At 39.3% G+C, this 19,030-nt stretch carries 19 protein-coding genes; 5 read left to right on the top strand and 14 right to left on the bottom strand.

Annotated features, from left to right (window positions below; genetic code table 11):
- Window positions 1–113: 113 nt before the first annotated feature.
- The gene (locus QT16_RS11800) at window positions 114–1,961 is read left to right on the top strand and encodes a M2 family metallopeptidase (protein ID WP_039488522.1); all 1,848 of its coding nucleotides are present in this window, start codon (window positions 114–116) and stop codon (window positions 1,959–1,961) included.
- Window positions 1,962–2,027: 66 nt separating this feature from the next.
- Here the strand turns inward: QT16_RS11800 and QT16_RS11805 are convergent, their stop codons facing one another.
- The 8 genes from QT16_RS11805 to QT16_RS11840 form a co-directional block, all read right to left on the bottom strand.
- A complete protein-coding gene (locus QT16_RS11805; protein ID WP_002962831.1) occupies window positions 2,028–2,831 on the bottom strand; it encodes a putative porin in 804 nt (267 codons plus the stop codon).
- Window positions 2,832–3,316: 485 nt separating this feature from the next.
- Window positions 3,317–4,111, bottom strand: a complete 795-nt coding sequence (locus QT16_RS11810; RefSeq protein WP_002962833.1) for a putative porin — start codon at window positions 4,109–4,111, stop codon at window positions 3,317–3,319.
- A 199-nt stretch (window positions 4,112–4,310) separates the two neighbouring features.
- Complete coding sequence (locus QT16_RS11815) at window positions 4,311–4,685, bottom strand: PH domain-containing protein (RefSeq protein WP_007377979.1); 375 nt, start codon at window positions 4,683–4,685, stop codon at window positions 4,311–4,313.
- The gene (locus QT16_RS11820) at window positions 4,685–5,593 is read right to left on the bottom strand and encodes an ABC transporter ATP-binding protein (RefSeq protein ID WP_039488523.1); all 909 of its coding nucleotides are present in this window, start codon (window positions 5,591–5,593) and stop codon (window positions 4,685–4,687) included. Before QT16_RS11820 ends, QT16_RS11815 begins: the two co-directional genes overlap by 1 nt.
- On the bottom strand, window positions 5,590–6,417 hold the full coding sequence (locus QT16_RS11825; RefSeq protein ID WP_039488524.1) for an ABC transporter permease: 828 nt from the start codon (window positions 6,415–6,417) through the stop codon (window positions 5,590–5,592). Before QT16_RS11825 ends, QT16_RS11820 begins: the two co-directional genes overlap by 4 nt.
- A gap of 143 nt (window positions 6,418–6,560) precedes the next feature.
- The gene (locus tag QT16_RS11830; RefSeq protein WP_024591304.1) at window positions 6,561–7,742 is read right to left on the bottom strand and encodes a cystathionine beta-lyase; all 1,182 of its coding nucleotides are present in this window, start codon (window positions 7,740–7,742) and stop codon (window positions 6,561–6,563) included.
- Between the two features lie 9 nt (window positions 7,743–7,751).
- A complete protein-coding gene (gene nudC / locus QT16_RS11835) occupies window positions 7,752–8,672 on the bottom strand; it encodes an NAD(+) diphosphatase (protein ID WP_002962842.1) in 921 nt (306 codons plus the stop codon).
- Window positions 8,673–8,846: 174 nt separating this feature from the next.
- Window positions 8,847–9,350 (bottom strand): LabA-like NYN domain-containing protein, encoded by a 504-nt coding sequence (locus QT16_RS11840; protein ID WP_010555312.1) that lies wholly within the window; start codon window positions 9,348–9,350, stop codon window positions 8,847–8,849.
- Between the two features lie 150 nt (window positions 9,351–9,500).
- Between QT16_RS11840 and QT16_RS11845 the strand changes: the two genes are divergently transcribed.
- Together QT16_RS11845 and QT16_RS11850 are read left to right on the top strand one after the other, a co-directional pair.
- Window positions 9,501–10,124: a hypothetical protein gene (locus tag QT16_RS11845; protein ID WP_002962846.1), complete on the top strand. Its 624-nt coding sequence runs from the start codon at window positions 9,501–9,503 to the stop codon at window positions 10,122–10,124.
- Entirely contained in the window at window positions 10,124–10,867 is a 744-nt protein-coding gene (locus tag QT16_RS11850; RefSeq protein ID WP_039488526.1) for a DUF3307 domain-containing protein, read from the top strand. Before QT16_RS11845 ends, QT16_RS11850 begins: the two co-directional genes overlap by 1 nt.
- Before the next feature lie 124 nt (window positions 10,868–10,991).
- Here QT16_RS11850 and QT16_RS11855 read toward each other — a convergent pair whose 3' ends face one another.
- A complete protein-coding gene (locus QT16_RS11855; protein WP_024595752.1) occupies window positions 10,992–12,386 on the bottom strand; it encodes a DEAD/DEAH box helicase in 1,395 nt (464 codons plus the stop codon).
- Between the two features lie 200 nt (window positions 12,387–12,586).
- Window positions 12,587–13,426, bottom strand: a complete 840-nt coding sequence (locus QT16_RS11860) for an isopenicillin N synthase family dioxygenase (protein WP_039488528.1) — start codon at window positions 13,424–13,426, stop codon at window positions 12,587–12,589.
- A gap of 267 nt (window positions 13,427–13,693) precedes the next feature.
- On the opposite strand from QT16_RS11860, the gene QT16_RS11865 reads away from it, so the two are divergent.
- A complete protein-coding gene (locus QT16_RS11865; RefSeq protein ID WP_033040721.1) occupies window positions 13,694–14,896 on the top strand; it encodes a bifunctional alpha/beta hydrolase/OsmC family protein in 1,203 nt (400 codons plus the stop codon).
- 58 nt (window positions 14,897–14,954) lie between these two features.
- Here the strand turns inward: QT16_RS11865 and QT16_RS11870 are convergent, their stop codons facing one another.
- Window positions 14,955–15,722 (bottom strand): alpha/beta hydrolase, encoded by a 768-nt coding sequence (locus tag QT16_RS11870; protein ID WP_039488529.1) that lies wholly within the window; start codon window positions 15,720–15,722, stop codon window positions 14,955–14,957.
- 129 nt (window positions 15,723–15,851) lie between these two features.
- Here QT16_RS11870 and QT16_RS11875 point away from each other — a divergent pair, with 129 nt between their 5' ends.
- A complete protein-coding gene (locus QT16_RS11875; RefSeq protein WP_002959968.1) occupies window positions 15,852–16,175 on the top strand; it encodes a hypothetical protein in 324 nt (107 codons plus the stop codon).
- Window positions 16,176–16,247: 72 nt separating this feature from the next.
- Here QT16_RS11875 and QT16_RS11880 read toward each other — a convergent pair whose 3' ends face one another.
- The 3 genes from QT16_RS11880 to aspS all read right to left on the bottom strand — a co-directional run bounded on the left by QT16_RS11880 (window position 16,248) and on the right by aspS (window position 18,987).
- A complete protein-coding gene (locus QT16_RS11880; RefSeq protein ID WP_050482467.1) occupies window positions 16,248–16,844 on the bottom strand; it encodes a pentapeptide repeat-containing protein in 597 nt (198 codons plus the stop codon).
- Between the two features lie 14 nt (window positions 16,845–16,858).
- Complete coding sequence (locus tag QT16_RS11885; RefSeq protein ID WP_002959972.1) at window positions 16,859–17,089, bottom strand: hypothetical protein; 231 nt, start codon at window positions 17,087–17,089, stop codon at window positions 16,859–16,861.
- A gap of 119 nt (window positions 17,090–17,208) precedes the next feature.
- Window positions 17,209–18,987 (bottom strand): aspartate--tRNA ligase, encoded by a 1,779-nt coding sequence (aspS, locus tag QT16_RS11890; protein ID WP_002959974.1) that lies wholly within the window; start codon window positions 18,985–18,987, stop codon window positions 17,209–17,211.
- Window positions 18,988–19,030 lie beyond the last annotated feature (43 nt).

A 19,030-nucleotide genomic window follows, 5' to 3' on the forward strand; every position in this document is an offset into this window, starting at 1 on the left:
AATTTAAATACAATCATTGCACGACGAGTCGTGAGCCTTAACGCATTCATTTTATTGTTTTAAACATCACTGCTATTATCAACGTTTTAATAACAATAAATTAAAGGAATAGCATGACCCCCTTTCGATTTAAACTAAGTATGAGCGCCTTAATGGTAGCAAGTACTCTTGCTTTAACAGCCTGCGATGCGCAAGTAACGATAGACACTACCAATTCAGCACACACTAAAAAAGCTGTAACAGCTAAAGATGCAAATACATTTATAACAAACACAGAAAAAGAACTAAGTGCACTTTATTTAGAATCGAGCCGTGCAGAATGGATTTACGCAAACTTTATTACTCATGATACGTCGGCTCTATCGGCTGAAGTTAACCGTAAAATGACCGAAACAGTCGTGCGTTTAGCAAATGAAGCTGCAAAATACGACGAACTAGAGCTTGATTACGATGCTCGCCGTAAGCTTGATAAACTAAAACTAGCACTTACACTTCCTGCCCCACAAGACGCTGATAAAACAGCGCAACTTTCACAAATTGTCGCAGAGCTTGGCGGGCTATATGGTAAAGGTAAATACTGTAAAGAAGATGGCAGCTGTTTGAGCCTTGGCGATATGACCTCAAAAATGGCCACCAGCCGAGATTACAACGAACTACTTGATTTATGGCAAGGCTGGCGTGAAATATCAAAACCCATGCGCCCACTTTACGAGCAACAAGTAGCACTTACCAACGAAGGTGCAAAGGAGCTTGGTTATGCCGATACGGGCGCTATGTGGCGCAGTAAATACGATATACCTGCTGATGACTTTACCACTGAGCTTGACCGTATTTGGGGCCAAGTTAAACCACTTTATAACTCGCTACATTGCCATGTTCGCGCAAAGTTAGGTGAAAAGTACGGCACCGACAAAGTACCTCAAGATCAGCCAATACCAGCGCACTTACTTGGTAATATGTGGGCGCAAGCATGGGGTAATATTTACGATGTAGTTGCACCAGAAAACGCCGATCCGGGTTACGACGTAACCGAGTTATTAGCTCAAAATAATTACGACGAACTTAAAATGGTAAAAGGGGCTGAAAACTTTTTTACCTCAATGGGTTTTGACGCACTACCAGAGACATTTTACGAGCGTTCACTGTTTGTAAAACCAAAAGACAGAGATGTGCAGTGTCATGCATCAGCATGGAATATCGATAGCAAAGACGATTTACGCATTAAAATGTGTATTCAGCGCACAGGCGAAGAGTTTTCAGTTATTCACCATGAATTAGGTCATAACTTTTATCAACGCGCTTATAATAAACAACCTTTATTTTATCAAGAAAGTGCAAACGATGGTTTTCATGAAGCCATTGGAGACACCATTGCCTTATCGGTTACACCGGATTACTTAAAAGAAATCGGCTTACTTGAACAAGTACCTGATGAATCTAAAGATATCGGTTTGTTGATGAAAATGGCACTTGATAAAGTAGCCTTTGTGCCGTTTAGCTTAATGGTTGATCAGTGGCGTTGGCAGGTATTTTCAGGTGAAGTAACCCCAGAAAATTACAATAAAGCTTGGTGGGAACTACGTGAAAAATACCAAGGAGTGCAAGCGCCTATCGCACGTAGCGAAAACGACTTTGATCCGGGTGCTAAGTACCACGTTCCGGGTAACACGCCTTATACACGTTACTTTTTAGCGCATATTTTACAATTTGAGTTTCATCGCAGCTTATGTGAAATTGCCGGTAACGATAAAGCCATTCATCGCTGCTCTATTTATAATTCAAAAGAAGCAGGGGATAGGCTAAACGCTATGCTTGAAATGGGTTCATCTCGCCCTTGGCAAGAAGCGCTTGAAACTGTAACAGGTAAGCCGCAGATGGATGCGACAGCAATGCTCGATTACTTTGCACCATTACAAACATATTTAGATAAACAAAACGAAGGCCGCAACTGCGGCTGGTAAATAGCGCTGAATAAAAAGCCCGCTCAAATGAGCGGGCTTTTTATTCATATTCTAATTTTAGTTAAATTAGAACTGTAAGCTTAAATTTGCAAAGTAAGCATCATAATCAGAATCATCCCAGTTATTGCCGTAACCTGCTTCTAAACCAACATTGTTGTTGAAAAAGTGTTGAGCACCAAGAGTGTAATCATCATTTTTATTAACTGTAACAAAAACCGATGTTGCTTTGCTGAAATAGTAGTTAGATGCTAATTCCCAGTTACTTGAACCGCCATCAACATCTTCAAATTTACCTTCAACAGTCAAATAGTTACCTTGCTGTAAATCAACAAAGTACTTAGCTGCTACTGCACGGTAGTCAAACTCATCATCTGCTGTTACTGTAAAGCCGATATAATCAGTGCTGTTTAGTTCGTGGTTATATGCTAGGTCAAACACAAACTGATTGTCAGCATCTTCAACATCTACAAACGTAGCTTTTAATACAAGGTTTGGGTTAAAGAAGTAACCAGCTGAAAGTTCAATTACATCCGTGCTTGAGCCAAAATCACTATCGAAATTATTGTACTGTGCACCTAATACAAAATCTTCTACAAAATACTCACCGCCAATGCTAGTAACATCTCCAAAATCATTATCACTGTATGCACCATAAACATTTGTTTGCTTATTGATGTATTCAAATTGATCGTAAGGACCTAAAGTCGCTTTTGGAGAAAAATAATAAGTTGAGTCAACAGTTACTGTGTCATCACCATCTACATCCACGTATCCTACATGGCTGATTGATTGGTAAGTATCTGCAGCTATTGCAGTGGTTGCAGCGCTTGATAATAAAATGCTCGAAATGATAACGGCTAATTTTTTCATTTTAAATTCCCTATAAATATTACTTTTTATGCCTCAGCTGTCTAGCCAAAGTCGGGGCGCATCCTAACAGCAAAAAATGAACAAAAACTGAACTGAAGGCCAAACTAAAAGCAAAAATAATCACTTAAATTGTTAATTACTACGCTCAAATGTAAACATTAAGAAAGCTTTAAATATACAGAATAATAATATGTCATTATATAAACTTAAAAAGTAACAAATAAGGTACAAACTGTCGTTAAATTGGTACAACTAAACTATTCGATAAACCTCACCAATGTGGTTTCCTTCAATTATATTTTTCTCATTTTTCAAAAATTTTTTACTTTTTAATTTTAAGAAAGCTACTTAGATGAGCAGAACAAAGACCGTAATCGCGGCTGGTAAAACTTTTACCACGGTTAATTTAAGTTAAAAACAACAAAGCCCGCTAAATTTAGCGGGCTTTTGATATTACTTTTGTATTAACTAAGTACGGGACTTAATTAAAACTGAAAACGCATGTTAGCAAAGTACGCATCGTTGTCAGAATCATCAGCGTTGTTTTCGTAACCCACCTTTACACCAATATTTTTATTGATAAAGTGTTGAGCACCAAAGCTGTAAGTGTCTTGCTTGTTGTAGTTAGCAAATACAGATGTTGCTTTTGAGAAGTAGTAGTTAGTTTCTGCTACCCATTGGTTTTCTGCGTCATCAATGCTTTCGTATTTACCTTCAAAAGTTAGGTAGTTACCTTGCTGTAAATCAATAAAGTATTTAGCAGCAACTGCACGGTAATCAAAATCGTCGTCTGATGTAAGTGTAACACCTACGTAATCTGTGCTGTTTAGCATGTAGTTGTAAGCTAAATCAAATAATGCGTAATCGTCGCCGTCTTTGTTTTCAACTAGTGTTACTTTTGCAAGTAAATCAGGGTTGAAAAAGTAACCACCCGTCAGTTTATAAAGCTCACTGTTAGAACCTGAATCTGGGTCTAGGTTTTCGTAAGATGCGCCAACAACAAATTCATTAATGAAGTATTCACCACCAACCGATGTTAAATCGCCAAAGTCGTCATCAGCGTAGCCACCATATACGTTAGTTTGTTTATTGATGTATTCAAACTGATCGTACGGACCTAAAGTTTTTTTAGGAGATAAGTAGTAAATAGAATCTACAGCAACGGTGTCGTTGTTATCGCTATTTTTGTAGCTTAGGTTACTAATTGAATTATAGCTGTCTGCAGCAGCCGCAGTGCTAGATAATAAAATGCTCGAAATAATAACTGCTAATTTTTTCATTGTAAGACTTCCCTATGTACATTGCTTTTTATGCTCTAGCTGTATTGCTAAAGTCGAGGCACATGCTAACGTTAGGAAACTGAATGAAAACTTAACTAACCAGTTGTATTTATTAAGTTAATTGTAAGGAAGTGTTGTAAACTGTAAAATTAAAGTAGTTGCAACATCTAGTCAACAACTACTTAAAACATGTACCGTATTAAAGTGCGTGTTGGCTAATAATTCGGTAAACATCGTTAATATTATCGCCAGACTTAAACTCTTTACTAATTGGTGTTGGATCTGAGCCAACCCATATTTTTAGCTCGGCATCTAAGTCAAAGTGGCCTGCACTTTCTTTACTAAACTTGGTAATTTTAGAGTAAGCAATACTCACCATTTCCATTTTAGAACCGGTCATACCTTGCTTATCAATTAAGATTAAGCGCTTATTAGTAAAAATAAACATATCACGTACTACTTTATATGCTTTTTCTACTTGCTCGCCGTCAATTAATGTATTGGCAAGGATTTTTTCTAAATCAGAATCGTCAACTTCGCTTGCATTACCCATAAGTCCGCTAAGTAAACCCATTATACTTTCTCCTGTTTAAATATTTGGTTCTCTAATGTATGACCATTAACTAACTGCCGGTACTGCCAGTGTTGTTGATGACAAAAGCTCAGTAGTGCAATATCAAGTGGATCGCTCGTTGGCTGATACTCAACTACATATTCTTTATGTTGGCTCATATACACACGACTCACACCTGCAATTGCTTGAAGCTGTTGCTCAACATTTTGATAAGCCTCGCTTAGCATTAATGTATAAAAGTGTTTATCGGTATTATTAGTTTTTGTTTGATGCTCGCTTAGTACGCCTTTATCTAAATGAAGTACCTGTGAGCATAGTCGCTCAAGCTCAGTTAAGTCGTGAGAGCTTAAAATAAATGTAGCCTGTTCACTTAATTCTGATACCAGCTCACGTACTTCTCTGGCATGAATCGGATCAAGGCCTGCGGTTGCCTCATCAAGCATTACAATTTGTGGTGCGCCAATAAGTGCTTGCGCTATCGTAACGCGCTTGCGCATACCGTGCGATAAGTCCCCTGCACGCTGCTTTGCAATTTCTTTTAAGCCAACTAAATCAAGTACACGTAGCGCCTCAGTTTGGCTTTGCTTTGCCCCCATACCTTGTAGCTTTGCATAAAAGGCGAGTTGCTTATCTATATTAAAACGGGGGTCAAGTTGTGCATCTTGCGGTAATGCACTTACTTTATTAAATAAAGCAGCGCTACCAGGTTTGTGCCCTAATATTTCAAGGCTGCCTTTACTTGGCGCAATATAGCCGCACAACAAACTAAATAAGGTAGTTTTACCCGCACCATTTGGCCCAACAAGTGCCACTGGCGCGCCTTTGTTAATTTCAAAGTCCACATTATTAAGCGCAAGTTTTGCACCATACGATTTACTCAAACCGCTAGCTGTAATTAATGGTCTCATAGTGAGCTCCTTGCAAAAATACGTTGAGCAACGCTTAGTAATACCGCAGTTTGCACAAGGGGAATAGCCACAGCGCTCAATAATGGTAAATTTTGCCCCGCTAATAGCTCTATTTGCACACCCGGAAATAAATAATCAAGCAAGCCTAATGCAGGTATTTGCCATTGCAATATACCAACTACAATACCGCCTGCTGCAAAATATAAAATTGCCAATACAATAGATAAACGCGATGAGCGAGCAAAGGTATTAATTAACGTCATTAGTGCTACAAATGGGCTCAGAGTAATCACTAATATTAAAAATATAGAAAGCGCACGGGCAAAACCACCAGCCAGTAAACTTGGCTCTCTAAAACCCAATACAGCGAGTGTAGCCACAAGCGTTATACCCACTAAGCAGGCTAATACTCCTAGCTGCCCTAAAAAACGGCCAAACAGTATTTCAAAGCGAGTGGAGCGCAGTGATAAAAACCTTAGTGTGCCGCGCTCTCTGTCGCCTACCGTTTGGTCGCTACAAATAAATAAACCAAAAACGGGAAAGCTATAAAGGGCTATTAACCAGTACATAGCAAATTCGGCCTCAGGCCAATCCAATAATTTACTTAAACCAATAGAACCTGATATATCACGGGCTATTTGCTCAAAATCGGGGGCACTTACAATGCCTACTGCCTGCCCTATTGGGTAGCGCAGTATTATTAGCCACACCAATGCAAAGGCAGCTAATGCAATAAGTCCACGTTTAGTTAAAAACATACGTACAAGCTCAAATCCCGCTATTTGCGTTAATCGCCCTACGTTTATCGGTAATGATGTTGCCATTGACTATCCTTAATGACTTTTTATTTTCTGTGTATTTATCCACACTAAGTGTAAACACCTTGAATTACCAGCAAAAAAAAGCTCACCTGTGGTGAGCTTTGTAACAATACATTTAAATGTAACAGCATAAATTGCGATATAAATTATAAATGCCGCTTATAAACCTCAAGTGCTTGGCTTAAATCGCTAATTAAATCTTCTACATCTTCAAGACCTATGTGCAAGCGAATAACCGGCCCTAAATCCCAACCTGTATTTGAGCGCAACCCTTTCATGGTTAAATTAGCCGTTACCAAACTTTCAAAACCGCCCCACGAAAAGCCCATTTTAATATGCTCAAGGCTATCTAAGAATGCATCAATCGCTTTTTGATTGCCGGTTTTCATAACAAATGAAAACAACCCATTACTGCCATCAAAATCACGTTTAAAAAACTCATGCCCTGGGCAGCTTTCAAATGCAGGGTGTCGAATATGATCAACAAGCTCATGTTGTTCAAGCCATTTAGCTACTTCTATTGCTGCTTTTTCATGTTGATTTAAACGCACACCCATTGTACGCAGGCCTCTAAGTGCTAAATACGCATCATCGGCACTGGTACATTGCCCTAGTAAGTATGAGTTTTCGCGCAAGGTTGGCCAATACTTTTTATTAGCAACAGCCACCCCCATCATCACGTCTGAATGGCCAACAATATACTTTGTTGCAGCTTGAATACTAATATCAACACCGTGCTCTAACGGGCGATAATGCAGACCGTTACCGTAGGTATTATCAAGCATGGTCATTACGTTGTGCTCATTGGCTACTTTTACCATAGCGGGCACATCTTGCACTTCCATCGTAATAGAACCTGGAGATTCTAAAAACAACACTTTAGTATTTGGCTGAATGTAATCTTTAATACCTGCGCCAATGGTTGGCGGGTAATAGGTTGTTGTAATGCCCAGCCCCACTAGAATTTTATCGCAAAAATCGCGAGTTGGTTCGTACACGTTATCAACCATTAAAATATGATCACCGGTTTTTAAAAACGATAAAAATACTTGGCTGATCGCCGCAGCGCCACAAGGGTACAATGCACACCCTTCGCCGCCTTCAAGTTCTGTAATCGCTTCTTGTAGCGCAAAGTGTGTTGTTGTTCCTCGGCGCCCATAAAATAACGTTTTATCGCCACGGGTTTTAGCTGCTTCTTTTAAATCGGCTACAGTATCAAATACAATGGTAGATGCACGCTGTACAACGGGATTTACTACGCCATGTGTATAGGCTTTTTTTCGCCCTGATGATACCAGCTGAGTGTTTTTATTACTTTTACTCGACATTGTTAATCCTTAAGGGTTTGTGCGCCAATGCTCAATTAAATAACGAGAGATAGAATCGGTTCTAGGCAGCTTTAAATGCTCGCCTTCTTCGTGCCAATTACCAAATTGCTCTAAGTCTTCACGACTAAACCATTTTGCATCGTCTAGCTCTTCTTTATCTACGTTAATTTGCTCAGATGTCGCCTGTGCAAAAAAGCCAAGCATAATTGACGATGGGAACGGCCATGGCTGAGATGCAACATAACGTACGTTATCAACTTCTATGCCTGCCTCTTCTTTAACTTCACGCGCAACAGCTTGTTCTAGTGTCTCCCCTGGGTCTACAAATCCAGCAAGCGATGAATACATACCAGTGGGCCACGCAGCTTGGCGACCTAATAAACAGCGTTCTACTCCGTCAGCAAAGACTTTAGTAACGACCATAATTACCGCAGGATCGGTGCGCGGGAATGTAGGATGCTTACAGTTTTCGTTTTCACATACACGAGAATGCCCGGCTTCCACTGAACGGTTTTTACTACCGCAGCGCCCACAAAAACGGTGCGTGGCATGCCAATAACATAGCCCTCTCGCAAGGGCGGCTATTGAGGCATATTTAATGGTTACTTGAGGCCCATATTGGCGAATATCAAAAAACTGAGCGCCCTCTATTAAAGGCGAAAGTACGCTTTCATCCAGATCAGAAACATCCAATGCAAACACACCATGTTTAGCATTGTTTAAACCAACAAAAATAGCACTCGTTAAATCTAAATGTGCCACTTGTTGATACGTTAAATAGCTTACTTTAGGGGTATCTTTAATAAATAGGGTTTGATTATTTTTAACTAAAACCCATTTACTTTGCGCCGACATTTGCGCTTTAAGCCACGATGGGTCTTTACGAAAATTTGAGCCTCTATCTAGTGGCATGTTGCTGTAATGAAGCATGTAAGTCCTTGGTAACTCGTTATGCTTTAAAATTACCATAATCATTTAGCAAACCCAATTGATTACAGTAATAAAAAAAGCCTATATAAGGCTTAATTCATCTATTACGGCTTTGTATTAAAATCTCTCATGTTGCAGGCACTTAGCTTGCACTTTTTTAACTATTTTTTACTGTTAAAGTAGCAAAGTATTATCAATTAAATGAAATTGCTCTGCGCTTTGTTTTAATACCTCAGCAGTTAACCTGTCAGCACCGTATACATCGCACGGTACATTATATTGATTTTTTAAATGCCCAAGTAACAAAGCAAAGTCACCATCGCCAGAAAGCAAAATAACTTTATCAAGATTTTTACCCTGCTCTAACATGTCTATTGTTATGCCTACATCCCAATCGCCTTTAGCACTTCCATCACGGCGTTGAATAAATGGCTTTAGCTTTACCTCAAAACCAATCGCACGCAAAATATTTTGAAACTGATTTTGCTTTTCATCTCCTCGATAAATAGCATACGCAAAAGCACATTCAATATTGTATTGCGCCTGCATTACCCGCCAAAACGCATTGTAGTCAAAGTTTTTTCCGTAACTCTCGCGGCACGTGTAATAAATATTTTGCACATCAACAAAAATACCTACGCGTGGTTTCGTGCTTTGCTGCTCGTTTTGTAAAGTCATTTAGTGTCCTAGTGAGGATTAATAGCAATAAAAGTAACGTTATAAAATAAGTGTACCTTGCAATTTATATTTAAGTAACCTAAATTAGTTACATACCCTTATGTAACCAATATTGGTTACATATTAAAAAGTAACCATTTTGAGATTTTTATGATTGGTGTGATCAGCGGCGATATTATTAAATCGCAAACAATCCCTAAGCAGCAATACGATGCCATGCTTTATCAACTAGAGCAAAGTTTGCGAAACATTTCGGGGGAGCAAACACTTTGGAATATATACCGAGGCGATGCCTTTCAGTTACAAGTTAATAATCCTCAGCTCCTTTTTAAAAATGCCTTACTTGTATATTTACACCTTAAATCGTCAGGTTATGAACTACGACAAAGCTTGGCACTTGGGCAAATAGATAACCCACGCAGCGATATAAAAACAGCAACCGGTTCTGCTTTTACTCTTTCGGGGCAAGGCCTTGATAAAATAGGCAATCAACGCTTTGTTTTTAATATTAACGAGCAGCAGCTCGATGAAAGCTTAAATCTTAATTTAGCCTTTGCCGACGTATTGCTCACTAAAATCACACAAAAACAAGCAAATGCCCTGTATGTCTATTTAACATCACCAGACAACAGCCACGCGGCACTGGCTAAAGAGCTTAAAACAAGTCGCGAAAACGTAACCAAACTACTAAATTTAGCGCACTACCAACTTATAGAGCGCTTTATTAAGCACACACAACACGTTATAAAAAATATAATTAAAGGAGGTGAATAATGGCGTTTTCACTTTTACTGGTCGCGCTTATTATTGGCCACTTACTCGCTGATTTTTACTGGCAACCTATGAGTTGGGTAAACGACAGAAATACCCGTCACTTTAAAGCCAGTAAGCTTTATTTTCATGTACTAGTGCATGGTGTAACAAGTGCACTCATTATTACCGTGTGGGAATACACATTCGGGTGGCAGCAACTAAGCAGTGTTTTAATTGCCACGGCGAGCATTATGCTGAGCCATTACTTTATTGATATAGCTAAATCGTATTCTAATAAAGGCGTGGTGCCTTTTTTACTAGATCAAATAGCGCACATACTCGTTATTATTGCGCTCAGTATTTGGCTAACTGATAACAATAGCTTTATGGCTGCAATTAATAATATGCTCACTGATCCCAACATACTGTGGGTGGTATGCGGTTATTTAATTATTTTAAGTCCTAGCGCCGTATTTATAAGAATGATGTTAGAGCGTTTAACAAGTAACTTTTCAAGTACTGGTAGCTTACCGCTTGCAGGGCAAAGCATTGGTATGCTTGAGCGCGTACTTATGCTGAGCTTTATATTGCTTGACCAATTTGCAGGGCTTGGTTTTTTACTTGCGGCAAAGTCAGTATTTAGGTTTGGCGATTTAAGTGCAAGCAAAGATAAAAAACTTACCGAGTACGTCATGCTCGGCACACTACTTAGCGTAAGTGTGACTTTATTTGTCGGCTTGGGTATTAACTATTTAATCAGCTAATGACAAATTACAGGCAATAAAAAACGCGCTACTTCTATTTATTCAAAAGAAGTAGCGCGTTTTTTGTATCAGCATTTAACTAAATTCTAAATTAATTAAACGCTAGTGCAATCACTAATAATGATTAATCGTTATTTGTGCGACGACGGCGTTGGCCATTACCGCCAACAGATTCACGCTTTGCCCATGGGTTTTGCGCGCTGTCATCTGTTTTAGCTGCTGGCTTTTTAGAACCACCACGACGAGGGCCGGTACCATTACCACCATTGTTCGGCTTTTTGCTGTTAGGCTTGCTGCTATCAGATTTAGGCTTATTAAAAGGCTGCTTTTTCTTAGGCTTTTTTGCCGGCAGTGGGCGAGCATCTAATGCGCGTTCAGCTACTGGGTTAATAGGCTCAAAACCGTCTTCCTCAGCACGCGGAATAAGCTCACCAATAAAGCGTTCAATACCGTATAAATCAACAGCATCATCAACCGTTACAAACGAAATCGCATGACCCGACGCACCAGCACGGCCTGTACGGCCAATACGATGAACATAATCTTCATATACGTTTGGTAAGTCGTAGTTAACAACATGCGGTAATTCAACAATGTCTAAACCACGTGCAACAATGTCTGTTGCTACTAATACGCGTACTTCACCACTTTTAAAACCATCAAGTGCTTTAACACGTGCGCCTTGTGATTTATTACCATGGATAGCCGCGCCTACAATGTCATCGCGTTCAAGTTGTTTAACTAAGCGGTTAGCACCGTGCTTTGTACGGCTAAACACTAATACTTGTTGCCAATCGTTAGTGCGAATCAAGTGGCTTAGCAATGCTGTTTTACGTGTTTTATCTACCGCATAAACACACTGAGTAACACTTTTTGCAGTAGTATTTTTTGCAGCAACTGAAATTTCAACAGGGTCATTAATTAACCCTTTTGCTAATGCACGAATTTCGTCAGAAAATGTAGCCGAAAACATCAAGTTTTGACGTTTAGCAGGCATTTTAGCAATTAAGCGTTTAATGTCATGAATAAAGCCCATGTCTAACATGCGGTCAGCTTCATCGAGTACAAGCACTTCAACGCTATCAAATTTAACTGCATTTTGATTATGTAAGTCGATTAAACGACCCGGCGTTGCTACTAAAATATCAACACCTTTACGAAGACGCTGCATTTGTGGGTTAATTTTAACGCCACCGTAAACTACAAATGAGCTCACATCAGAATGCTTAGCGTACTCTTCAACGTTTTCGCTTACTTGCAAAGCAAGTTCACGTGTAGGCGTTAAAATAAGCGCACGTACGTGATTGCTTTTAGCTTTAGGACCCGACGACAAGCGCTCAATAAGTGGTAATGTAAAACCCGCTGTTTTACCTGTACCTGTTTGCGCTGCTGCCATAACGTCACGGCGTTCAATAATTGCAGGAATTGCTTGAGCCTGAATCGGCGTTGGCGTTTCATAGCCCTTTTCTAAAACCGCATTAACCAAAGACTGTGATAAACCTAAACCTTCAAAACTCATATAAACTCTCTTTTAAATAAGGCTACATTAGCCAGTTGCGCGCATTATACCTGTAGTAGCTAAGAATGCATGCCATTATTTACGTTGCAGGCAATTGAGCATAGTTTATTAAAATTAAACCTGTGATCAAGTTGCTTAAAAATGCAAAAAACGGCCATAGGCCGTTTTTTGTTTATACTTAATTACTCTAAGTATTAGAGTTACTTAACACCTAACTCACGCAAACGTTCTTGCAAGTAGCTATCTGCCGTGTAGCGCTCTGAAAGCACAACATCTGGATGCGGGTGTAAAAATAACGGTAATGAAATACGCGATTTAGTAGATGCTTTACCCGTTGGGTTAATTACACGGTGAATTGTCGATGGGAAATACCCGCCCGACGCTTCTTGTAGCATGTCGCCGATATTAATAATTAAGCTGCCAAAATCACATGGCACGTCTAACCAACCACCATCTGTTTTTTGAACTTGTAAACCAGGCTCATTAGAAGCTGGTAATACAGTCAATAAATTAATATCGCCATGGGCTGCTGCGCGAATAGCACCAGGCTCTTCATCACCCGTCATTGGTGGATAATGTAGGATACGTAACAATGTTTGCTCAGAATCGACAATCATGTCTTTTAAATCAATTGAAAACTTAGCACGTACATCAGCTGGTGCTTCAGCCTGAACCCAGCTTAACAATGTGCCAGCAAATTCACTTGCTAAACGGTAGTATTCACGTACATCAGCTTCAAGCTGGGCAGGAACGCGACCTTTAGGGTACACATGAAAGTACTCTTTAATGTCTTTTATTGTAAAGCCTTTAGCTACTTCTGATACTGAAGGCGGAAAGTAACCGTCTTGAGTTTCTTTAGAGAATAAAAAGTCGTGCTTTTGCTCTGAGTTAAAAAAGTCTTGCCAATTTTTGTAAATAGACTCAACTAAAGACTGTGGGATTGGGTGGTTTTTTAAAACGCCAAATCCAGTATTTCTTAACGATTCAACAAATTGTGCAGCCGCATCGGGAGCTTTATAATCAACAGTAGGTAATTGCATTGTACGTTCCAGTGAATAGGTTGTGTGAAGTGAGTTGCTTTTAATAGTGCTAAATTACTTATATAAAGTAGCAAAGCCTTCATTATAGCGCTGTGTGAGGATAGACAAATGACCTCAAAAACATAAGGACATATGTCCTCAAGACATGGTCACCGTCACTTTGCTTGATCAAGATCAACTTATAAAAAAACGTTGAATTTGCAAGGTTTAGTAACTATCTCTGGTCTACTATTAGAATATATTTTATTTGTGTAAATAAGGCTCCCCATGCGACAAAAAGTATCTTTTAAAAGCGGCGATTTAGAACTTGCCGGCCAACTTGAACTTCCCTCTGGTGACGTTAAGTTTTACGCGCTATTTGCACACTGCTTTACATGCGGTAAAGACATTGCAGCAGCTACACGGATTAGCCGTGCACTCACACAACAAGGTATCGCCGTACTGCGTTTCGACTTTACCGGTTTAGGTAATAGTGATGGTGATTTTGCTAACAGTAACTTTTCATCAAACATTCAAGATTTAGTCTCTGCGGCAAATCATTTACGTGAACATTTTGCTCCGCCGCAACTACTCATTGGCCACAGTTTAGGCGGGGCAGCCGTTCTTGCTGCTGCTGAGCATATTCCTGAAGTATCGGCTATTACAACCATTGGCGCACCGTCAGATGCGCAGCACGTAGCGCATAACTTTGAAGCACACCTTGATGAAATTAACGCAGCAGGGGAAGCTAAAGTTAACTTAGCTGGTCGTGAATTTACCATTAAAAAGCAATTTATTGACGATATAGCCAAGTACGATAAAAGCCACATAAGTAAACTTAAGCGCGCATTATTAGTAATGCACTCCCCTATTGATGCGACTGTAAATATTAGTGAAGCTGAAAAAATTTATGCATCAGCTAAGCATCCTAAAAGCTTTATTAGCCTAGATAACGCCGATCACCTTTTAACAAATAAAAACGATGCCGACTACGCAGCACAAATAATTGCAACCTGGGCAAACCGTTATGTTAAGTACGACAAAACTAAATACACGGCAAGTTTAACGGGTGGCAATGTACTTGTTGAAGAAAAAGACCATGTATTTACTCAGCACGTAAGTACAAAAGATCATACTTGGCTTGCAGATGAGCCAATAAAAGTAGGCGGTAAAAACTTAGGCCCAGATCCGTATCATCATTTATTAGCGGGGCTTGGTGCCTGTACGGCAATGACACTACGCATGTACGCTACACGTAAAAACTTACCACTGGAGCATGTTAAAGTAGAGCTTGATCACACTCGCGATTACAACAAAGATTGCGACGATTGTGAGCAAACCGGTAACCTTGAAGCCATTACTCGTAAAATCACTTTACGTGGCGACTTAACTGAGCCAGAGCGTCAGCGTTTACTCGAAATAGCCGACAAATGCCCAGTGCATAAAACACTACATAATAACCCGGTTATTGTAAGTGAACTGGTAGAATAACTGCCGTGAAATTAATATAGCGCAGGTAACACTGCGCTGTGATTTAACTTTTATAAACCTAATTTTTACTATCTAAAAATCCCTCTACTTCTTTACTCATTCTATCCACCAGCCATTTTGGCCCGCCATCGTACATATCGTTATGATGCGATTTTTCTATCATTATTTGCGTAACAGGAAACTTATTCAGCTCTGAATCGTTTAACAGCACATTCGCATCAGCTGGGTAATCACTACCGCGTAGAGTAAGTACGCGAATGTTTTTATTGCGCGGGATCAACATACGACGATGATCGAGCGTAATAATAGTGCTAACTTCGTTTGGGTAAATAGAACCGTATAATACCGAAATATCACCGCCATTAGAATGTCCAAATAGGGTTAGTTTTGTAAAGTCGTACGCTAGGTATTTACTCGATAGCTCATTAACTAAAAACTTAAGCGTTACTACGCCACGATGCCAGTTTTCCATGCGAGTTGTTAAGTAAGGCTGCTCACGATTAAGGTCAGGGTCACTTTTTAGCTCATGTGCAACGGCTATTGTTAAATATCCACGCTGATTAAACGCATTACTGGCAAACGTATACCCGTTATGGCTAATCCCGTAACCTGCGTTAATAAACGCTACAGAGCATTTTGCTTGCGCTGTACACTTAGCATTGTTACTTGGCAATGTAATATTAATAGCAATAGTGCGATTGCGGCTTTCATCAGTTATAACGCCATCGTTTGCATAGCTTGTCGCGCTTATTGCTGATGTGCTTATAACTGATGCACTTAGAGCTAGTGCGCTTAACATAAAAAGCTTTTTAGGTGTTTTTTGCATATTTAAACTTATATAAATTATTGTTTTTAATTAAAAATAATTTTTACTTTATAGGTTTGCATTCTCTATTGTCAAACTATGCGATAATGGCCGCCATTGTTTAAATATATTTAGTAAAAGATCCAATAAATGAAATCATACAATAGCATTCAAGAACGTATAGAAATTTTAGAAGACAAACTAACGGCAATACATGACGAAATCGAAACACTAAAAACCCCTGCTAAAAACAACAATGAACGTATTATTTTTAAGTTTATTGAAACAGGCAGCACAGGTAAAACGAAGGATTTTGTTCGTGAGTTAGGTATTAAATCACCACGTGACGGTTTGTTTTCGTCAGGTGACGTTACAAAACTAATTAAAGATGGCGCTGAAGATATTTCACCTGCGTTATTAGAAATCGCAAGACAGCTTGCCAGTGCACGTAATAAAAATGGCCCTAGCCGTTAATTACATAGTCACGCAGTATCTAGAAGCCCAGCCAAGCTGCCGCTTCTAGATATGTAATCATATTAAACTAAATTAATCACATAGTTCTATATTAAGGCTGGTAAGCAAGTTTAGTGCTTCGAAGCGATCAAACTTAGCATTCGCTAAAATATTATTATTCAAATCTATATTAAATGCTGTCGCACCTACAAAATCACATTTTGTTAAGTTAGTTTGAAAAAACTCACTATCGCGAAAATCTGTTCCTGTAAATTCACTACCGCTTAAATCAGCGTGTCTAAAATCAACATTTTTGGCAAAACAGTGTGTTAATTTGAGGGCTTTGAGGGTTAATTCAAAAAAAGAACTATTACTAAGCTCGCAATAATTAAAACTCACCGGTGCGTTAATACTAAGCGCTGGCCAATCCACGTCAGTCCATTGCAGACTATTTAATTTACAGTGGCTAAAAGTTACATTTTCAAGTGAACTGTAGTTCCATTTAAGTGACGATAAATTACAGTTTTTAAAACTGCATTCTATAAACCGGCAATTTTTAAACTGCCCGCCTGAAAAATCGCAATCGGTAAATGTGCACTCTTCAAACTCAGAATTTTCAGTTAGTTGCTCTTCGTGCTGCAAAGCATTAAATTGCTCGTCGAAGTAGTGATTATTATTTGAAATTGACACTATTAACCTAGTTTTTAATGGGCATAGACGCTATTTTTAGGTAAATCTTTTTTAAGCGCAAGCACTGCAATAAAAATCAAAGCAAATAGTGGAAATAGCGCTAAACAGCCACCCACAAAAGCTAAAACCCCCGGCATAGTACTTTTACGCTTACCTATTTTGTAGCTAATTACAGCAAAAATAGGAATACTCAGCACAATAAAAAAAACTAAGAACTCACCAAATAAGGTTGCATTGATCGACATAATAATTCCTTTTTCGTCTGTTCGGTTAAAATACACTCTGCTGTAAATTTAACCACAAAAAAACCCTTAAGCATATAACTTAAGGGTTTTTAAATTTAGCTCAATAAGCTAAATAAAAATTACTCTTCGCTAGGTATCGCTTTTTCAACAACACTAATTGCAAGCTCAGCTAACGAATCCATATTAGGCTTACTAGGCGCGTTAGTTAATAAACACGACGCTTGTGTTGTTTTAGGGAAAGCAATAACGTCACGAATGTTATCGGTACCACATAAAAGCATTGCTAAACGGTCAAGACCAAATGCTAAACCAGCATGTGGTGGTGTACCGTATTTAAGTGCGTCAAGTAAAAAGCCAAACTTGTCTTGTTGCTCTTGCTCGTTAATACCTAAAATTCTAAATGCAGTTTCTTGCATATCTGCATTATGAATACGTACCGAACCGCCACCCACTTCGTAGCCGTTTAATACCATATCGTAGGCATCTGAAATAGCCGCAGCAGGGTTTGCTTCAAGCTCACTTGCAGTAATATCTTTTGGTGCAGTGAATGGATGATGCACAGCATGTAATGTGCCCTCGTCATCTTCTTCAAACATTGGGAAGTCTACAACCCAAAGTGGTGCCCAGCTATCAAGGTTAGTGATTTCTAAGTCAACACCAATCTTAACGCGCAGTGCGCCCATTGCTTCATTTACTGTGTTGCGCTTATCGGCACCAAATAAAATGATATCGCCAGACTGAGCATTAGTACGCTCAAGTAATTTAGTAATTACGTCTTCGCTTAAAAACTTAGCCACTGGTGATTGAACGCCTTCAGCGCCTGCAGTGTGGTCGTTTACTTTCATCCACGCCATGCCTTTAGCGCCGTAAATACCAATAAACTTAGTGTAATCGTCAAGCTGTTTACGAGAAAGCTTAGCGCCACCCGGTACAGTTAATACAGCAACACGACCTTTTTCGTCGTTAGCTGGACCTGAGAAAACATTAAACTCTACGTCTTTAACTAAATCTGCAACATCAACTAATTTCATTGGGTTACGTAAATCTGGCTTATCAGAACCGTAAAGACTCATTGCCTCGCTGTAAGGCATGATTGGAAAGTCGCCTAAATCAACGTTTAACAAAGTTTGCCACATCTCGCGGATCATTTTTTCAGTCATACCACGTACTTGATCAGAGCTCATGAACGAGGTTTCTATATCTATTTGGGTAAATTCTGGTTGACGATCGGCACGTAAATCTTCATCACGGAAACATTTAACAATTTGGTAGTAACGGTCAAAACCCGACATCATCAACAATTGCTTAAATAACTGTGGAGACTGTGGTAAAGCGTAAAAACTACCTTTATGAACGCGGCTTGGCACTAAGTAATCGCGTGCGCCTTCTGGCGTTGCTTTAGTAAGTACAGGTGTTTCGATGTCTAAAAAGCCGTTTTCATCTAAAAAGCGACGAACAAAGCTGCTTGCTTTAGCACGTAATTTAATACGGTCACTCATTTCTAGACGACGTAGGTCTAAGTAGCGGTATTTTAAACGACGCTCTTCTGAGTTTACTTGGTTAAAATCAAGTGGAAGCGGTTCAGAGCGGTTAATAATTGTAAGCTCAGTACCTAAAACTTCAATTTCACCTGTTGCCATATCTTTATTTACTTGGCTATCAGGGCGTGCACGTACAGTACCTTTTAGCTGAACACAAAATTCTTGGCGAAGTGTGTTAGCTGAACTCATTAACTCTTCAATGTCAGAGTCGAATACAACTTGTACTAAACCTTCTCTATCGCGTAAATCGACAAAGATAAGTCCACCAAGGTCACGTCGTTTGTTGATCCAGCCACATAGTTCAACTTCTTGATCTACGTGAGTTTTATTTAGCTGTCCGCAATATATAGAGCGCATAGTTTTCCTGTCAGATAAAAGGCTTAAACGGTTATATTTATTT

The organism is Pseudoalteromonas distincta (genome assembly GCF_000814675.1).
GTDB classification, from domain to species: Bacteria; Pseudomonadota; Gammaproteobacteria; order Enterobacterales; family Alteromonadaceae; genus Pseudoalteromonas; species Pseudoalteromonas distincta.

What these genes read in the sequence shown, in the direction of transcription:
- QT16_RS11830 (WP_024591304.1), bottom strand. Translation starts at nt 7,742, where the DNA reads ATGTCGAGTAAAAGTAATAAAAACACTCAGCTGGTATCATCAGGGCGA.
- QT16_RS11815 (WP_007377979.1), bottom strand. Translation starts at nt 4,685, where the DNA reads ATGGGTTTACTTAGCGGACTTATGGGTAATGCAAGCGAAGTTGACGAT.
- QT16_RS11820 (WP_039488523.1), bottom strand. Translation starts at nt 5,593, where the DNA reads ATGAGACCATTAATTACAGCTAGCGGTTTGAGTAAATCGTATGGTGCA.
- QT16_RS11865 (WP_033040721.1), top strand. Translation starts at nt 13,694, where the DNA reads ATGCGACAAAAAGTATCTTTTAAAAGCGGCGATTTAGAACTTGCCGGC.
- QT16_RS11855 (WP_024595752.1), bottom strand. Translation starts at nt 12,386, where the DNA reads ATGAGTTTTGAAGGTTTAGGTTTATCACAGTCTTTGGTTAATGCGGTT.
- QT16_RS11860 (WP_039488528.1), bottom strand. Translation starts at nt 13,426, where the DNA reads ATGCAATTACCTACTGTTGATTATAAAGCTCCCGATGCGGCTGCACAA.
- QT16_RS11845 (WP_002962846.1), top strand. Translation starts at nt 9,501, where the DNA reads ATGATTGGTGTGATCAGCGGCGATATTATTAAATCGCAAACAATCCCT.
- aspS (WP_002959974.1), bottom strand. Translation starts at nt 18,987, where the DNA reads ATGCGCTCTATATATTGCGGACAGCTAAATAAAACTCACGTAGATCAA.
- QT16_RS11800 (WP_039488522.1), top strand. Translation starts at nt 114, where the DNA reads ATGACCCCCTTTCGATTTAAACTAAGTATGAGCGCCTTAATGGTAGCA.
- QT16_RS11840 (WP_010555312.1), bottom strand. Translation starts at nt 9,350, where the DNA reads ATGACTTTACAAAACGAGCAGCAAAGCACGAAACCACGCGTAGGTATT.
- QT16_RS11850 (WP_039488526.1), top strand. Translation starts at nt 10,124, where the DNA reads ATGGCGTTTTCACTTTTACTGGTCGCGCTTATTATTGGCCACTTACTC.
- QT16_RS11875 (WP_002959968.1), top strand. Translation starts at nt 15,852, where the DNA reads ATGAAATCATACAATAGCATTCAAGAACGTATAGAAATTTTAGAAGAC.
- QT16_RS11805 (WP_002962831.1), bottom strand. Translation starts at nt 2,831, where the DNA reads ATGAAAAAATTAGCCGTTATCATTTCGAGCATTTTATTATCAAGCGCT.
- QT16_RS11825 (WP_039488524.1), bottom strand. Translation starts at nt 6,417, where the DNA reads ATGGCAACATCATTACCGATAAACGTAGGGCGATTAACGCAAATAGCG.
- QT16_RS11885 (WP_002959972.1), bottom strand. Translation starts at nt 17,089, where the DNA reads ATGTCGATCAATGCAACCTTATTTGGTGAGTTCTTAGTTTTTTTTATT.
- QT16_RS11810 (WP_002962833.1), bottom strand. Translation starts at nt 4,111, where the DNA reads ATGAAAAAATTAGCAGTTATTATTTCGAGCATTTTATTATCTAGCACT.
- nudC (WP_002962842.1), bottom strand. Translation starts at nt 8,672, where the DNA reads ATGCTTCATTACAGCAACATGCCACTAGATAGAGGCTCAAATTTTCGT.
- QT16_RS11870 (WP_039488529.1), bottom strand. Translation starts at nt 15,722, where the DNA reads ATGCAAAAAACACCTAAAAAGCTTTTTATGTTAAGCGCACTAGCTCTA.